The sequence below is a fragment of the Aestuariivirga sp. genome, from assembly GCF_046093005.1.
Lineage (GTDB): Bacteria > Pseudomonadota > Alphaproteobacteria > Rhizobiales > Aestuariivirgaceae > Aestuariivirga.
The window spans coordinates 1-2,597 of sequence record NZ_JBJTER010000035.1 but is presented as its reverse complement, the minus strand read 5'-3'; the positions used below and the strand labels follow the sequence as shown (position 1 = coordinate 2,597).

Below are 2,597 nucleotides of genomic sequence, written 5' to 3'. Positions count from 1 at the left end.
GAGGTCTTCGACCTCGGCCACATCCGGCTCGCCCGCCAGCTGATCAGGGAAGGCCTGGTCGAGGAACCGCCGATGTTCCAGATCTGCCTTGGCATTCCATGGGGCGCCGACCAGTCGGTCGACAACATGAAGGCGATGAAGGATCAGCTGCCGGCCAACGCCAGCTGGGCCAGCTTCGGCATCTCGCGCATGCAGATGCCGATGGCCGCCGCCGCCGTGGCGATGGGCGGCAATGTGCGGGTGGGGCTTGAGGACAATCTCTATCTCGACCGCGGCGTGCTGGCCAGCAACGCCCAGCTGGTGGAACGCGTGACCGGCATCATCGAGCGCATGGGCGCGCGGGTTCTGACACCCGCCGAGGCGCGCCACAAACTGGGGCTGAAGAAACAGGGATGACGAAAGGGCCCTCCGGCATCGGCATCAGCTTCGACCGCGTCACCAAGCGGTATGGAAAGCTGACCGCTGTCGAGGACGTGTCGCTCGATATCGAGCCCGGCGAATTCCTCACCCTGCTCGGGCCATCGGGCTCCGGCAAGACCACGCTTCTGATGATGCTTGCCGGCTTCCAGGACATCACCGCCGGCGACATCCGGGTGGGCGGCCAGTCGATCGCCGCAACGCCGCCCGAGAAGAGGAATTTCGGCATGGTGTTCCAGGGCTATGCGCTGTTCCCGCACATGAGCGTGCGCGGCAACATCGCCTATCCGCTGGAAATCCGCCGCATGCCGCCAGCCGCCATCCAGGCGCGCGTCAACAGCATGCTCGACCTTGTCCAGCTCCAGGGTTTCGCGGACCGCTATCCGCAGCAGCTCTCGGGCGGCCAGCAGCAGCGCGTGGCGCTGGCCCGGGCGCTGAGCTTCGAGCCCCGCGTGCTGTTGCTCGACGAGCCGCTGGGCGCGCTCGACCGCAAGCTGCGGGCCGATGTGCAGGACCAGCTGAAGGACATTCACAACCGGGTCGGCACCACCTTCGTCTACGTGACGCATGACCAGGAAGAAGCCCTCACCATGTCGGACCGCATCGCCATCATGAACCGCGGCGGGCTCGTCCAGGTGGGAAAGCCGGCGGAGCTTTATGAGCGGCCGCGCACCGCCTTCGCCGCAAGCTTCCTCGGCAAGAGCAATTTCATCTCCCGGAACGGCCGCACCTATGCGCTGCGCCCCGAAAAGATCGACATCGCGCCGGCGGGCCATGGCCGCGGGCCCAACCGCCACGCCGGAACCATCGGCGGCATCACCTATCTCGGCGCCACGCTGAAGCTTTCGGTGAGCGTGCCGGCGCTGGGCGCCATCGAGGTTCACGTGCCGGCATGGCGCAATGCCGGAGAATTTTCCGAATCACAGGCCGTCGACATCGGCTGGAGCGATGATGCCCAGGTCGAGGTCGAGGCCGGTGACGGCGAGAAGGCGGGCATGCCGCCCGCACGACAAAGCCGGGGATAGGCCCCGATCAACCGCCGCGGCGGATAAGCCACGGCACAAGGAGGAGACGACAATGCAAGACAAGACATTCCTGCGCGATGTCGCGCGTGATGGCGCGCTGGCCTTCAGGTCCGGCAAGCTTGACCGGCGCAGCTTCCTCGCCCTGTGCGGCATGGCGGGCGTGGCCACGCTGGCCGTGTCGGCGGGCGATGCCGAGGCGGCGGCCAACGAGATCGTCATGTGGAACTGGGGCGGCGAGTCCGAAAAGTGCCATGGCGACGCCATCGGCAAGCCCTTCACCGCGGCAACCGGCATTCCGCTGAAATTCGACACCTCCGGCCCCTTGCAGGGAAAGATCAAGGAGATGGTCGACTCGGGCAAGGTCACCGCTGACGTCTGCGACGCTGACGGCTTCGATGCCATCGCGCTCGGCAGTTCCGGCCACCTCGAGGCCATCGACTACAACATCGTCAACAAGGCGCAGATCAAGGAAGGCTTCGCCTGGGAATTCGGCGTCTGCGTGATCTTCTATGGCTACGCCTTCATGTATGACACGCAGGCCTTCGGCGCCAACCCGCCCACCGGCTGGAAGGATTTCTATGACACCGCCAAATTCCCCGGCAAGCGCTCGCTCTACAAATGGGCCAACGGCTCGATCGAGAGCGCGCTCGTCGCCGACGGCGTGCCGAAGGACAAGGTCTATCCTTGCGATGTTCCGCGCGCCATCGAGAAGATCAAGTCGATCAAGGCCGACAGCCTCTACTGGGGCTCTGGCTCCGAAGCCCATGACATGATCGTCAACGGCGAAGTGGCGCTCGGCATGGTCTGGCAGAACCGCGGCAAAGCGATCGAGGAGCGCACCAACGGCCGCTACAAGCTGGTGATGAACGAGGCGATCGCCATGCCCGGCGCCTATATCGTGCCGCGCGGCAATCCCGCGGGCCGCGAGGCTGTGATGAAGTTCATCCAGCAGGGCCTGCAGGTCGACTCGCAGCTCGCCATTCTCGACTGCCTCGGCATGACGCCGTCGAACCCGGAAGCCTTCGGCAAGATTCCGGAAGCCATGCAGCCCTATGCCGTCAACTCGGCGATGAACATCGACAAGGTGATCTTCAGCGATCCGGTGTGGTGGGCGGAAAAGGGCGGCGACGCGGTCAACGCCTTCCTCGACGCCAT

The 2,597-nt window shown here is 65.3% G+C and carries 3 protein-coding genes; all 3 read left to right on the top strand.

Annotated elements, in window-relative coordinates:
- Nucleotides 1–396 (top strand): 3-keto-5-aminohexanoate cleavage protein (locus tag ACKOED_RS02825; RefSeq protein ID WP_408915060.1); only part of this gene is annotated, 396 nt, incomplete at its 5' end.
- Nucleotides 393–1,442 (top strand): ABC transporter ATP-binding protein, encoded by a 1,050-nt coding sequence (locus ACKOED_RS02820; RefSeq protein ID WP_408915059.1) that lies wholly within the window; start codon nt 393–395, stop codon nt 1,440–1,442. The genes ACKOED_RS02825 and ACKOED_RS02820, both read left to right, overlap by 4 nt.
- A gap of 52 nt (nt 1,443–1,494) precedes the next feature.
- A partial coding sequence (locus ACKOED_RS02815; RefSeq protein ID WP_408915058.1) for an extracellular solute-binding protein occupies nt 1,495–2,597 on the top strand: 1,103 nt, incomplete at its 3' end.